Below are 1,657 nucleotides of genomic sequence, written 5' to 3' on the forward strand. Positions count from 1 at the left end.
TCCCACACGGGCTTGCCGGCATGCCAGCACATCCGTGCTTCACGTGTGGATGCCGCCGTCGCCGACGCATTCTTGACGGCGCTGGCGCCCGCCGAGATTGATGGTAACCGCCCGATTGTCACCGCCTGCCGGCTATCGTCGTGATGGCCTAAGACACGTGTTTAACGACGTCGTTTGCGACGTGTCTTAGGCGAGGTTTGCGATGCGTGTGGAAATTCTTGGGAAGGAACGGCGGCGTCGATGGGTTGATGAACAGAAGCTCGACATTGTCATGTCGGTTGGGGTTTCTGGCGCTACGGTAACGGAGGTGGCTCATCGGCACGATGTGACGCGGCAGCAGATTTACACCTGGCGCAGTGAGCTGAAGAAGAAGGGGCTTTTGTCGCGGTCTGCGAATGCGGTGTTTGTTCCCGTGGACATGAATGCCGTGCAGACCGAGCGCGGTGGGGACCGTCAGGACCCGTCTGGGCTGATCGAGTTGAGATTGACCTGCGGTCGCAGCCTTTGCTTCGACAGCGGCGTGAATGCCGCCACCCTGACGCGGCTTATCCGGGCGGTGGAGGCGGCATGATCGGACCGGGAACTGGCGTTCGAGTGTACCTTGCCTGCGGGATGACGGACATGCGCAAAGGGATCGAGGGTCTGGCGGCGCTTGCGCAGGACGTGTTGCGCCAGAAGCCGACAGGAGGTGCGGTTTTTGCGTTCCGAGGACGACGCGGCGATCGTTTGAAACTTCTCTATTTTGATGGCCAGGGCTTTTGCCTCTATTACAAGGTCCTCCAGAGGGGCCGCTTTCCATGGCCGTCGGCCGCCGATGGGACGGCTCGCCTGACAACGGCGCAATTGGCGATGTTATGGGAAGGAATTGATTGGCGGCGTCCCGACTGGGGTGCCCCACCGGCGCGTGTCGGTTAATTTTATCCCACTGATTTTGCTTGTTTTTATGGATATCCTTCCTGAGCTATGGTAGTCGGGTTCATGTCGAACGCGACCCAAAATCTTCCCGACGATCCGGCCTTCCTGAAGGCAATGATCGCCGCCTTGCAGGCGGAAAATGCGAAGATGTCGGCGACGTTGCAGGCGCATGACCAATTGATCCAGACCTTGCGGCTGCGCATTGCCAAGCTGAAGAAACAGGTCTTCGGCAAGTCCTCGGAAAAGATCGAGCGGGAAATCCAACAGTTGGAACTGGCGCTGGAGGATTTGTTGATCGCCGCAGCCGAGAGCGACACCAGGCCTGTCAATGAGGCCGATGGGACAGCGCCTGTCCCGCCTGCGGCAAACGCGCCCGAAAGGATTATGCGCCGTCGTCCGCGCGTATCGGAGAAGGCAGTTCGCGAGCGCCGGGAACTCGATCCTGGCACCTGCTGCCCCGCTTGTGGGGGTGAACTGCGTCTTGTGGGCGAAGACGTAAGCGAAATCCTCGATGTGATCGCCGCGCAGATGAAGGTCATCGAGGTTGCTCGATTGAAGAAATCCTGCCGCTGCTGCGAAAAGATGGTTCAGGTGCTAGCGCCGAGCCGTCCGATACCTGGCAGCATGGCGGGTGCCGGCCTCGCACGTCAAAATCCGCCGGTTCATCAGGGATGGCCTCTTGCCTGCCGAGCAGGTCATGCGCGGCGCACCCTACCAGATCCGCGCCAGCGACCTCGAAGAC

3 protein-coding genes are annotated in these 1,657 nt (G+C 60.3%); all 3 read left to right on the forward strand.

The genetic code is table 11. The annotated features are described in order from the left end of the window. The first annotated feature begins 202 nt into the window (after positions 1 to 202). On the forward strand, positions 203 to 571 hold the full coding sequence (gene tnpA / locus NKI17_RS36745; RefSeq protein WP_352907933.1) for an IS66-like element accessory protein TnpA: 369 nt from the start codon (positions 203 to 205) through the stop codon (positions 569 to 571). Further along, positions 568 to 915 (forward strand): IS66 family insertion sequence element accessory protein TnpB, encoded by a 348-nt coding sequence (gene tnpB / locus NKI17_RS36750; RefSeq protein ID WP_292521315.1) that lies wholly within the window; start codon positions 568 to 570, stop codon positions 913 to 915. The genes tnpA and tnpB overlap by 4 nt, the downstream gene beginning before the upstream one ends. Before the next feature lie 63 nt (positions 916 to 978). Further along, a partial coding sequence (locus NKI17_RS36755) for an IS66 family transposase zinc-finger binding domain-containing protein (RefSeq protein WP_352907934.1) occupies positions 979 to 1,657 on the forward strand: 679 nt, incomplete at its 3' end.

It is taken from the genome of Mesorhizobium sp. M0816, from assembly GCF_040320005.1.
Classification (GTDB): Bacteria; Pseudomonadota; Alphaproteobacteria; order Rhizobiales; family Rhizobiaceae; genus Mesorhizobium.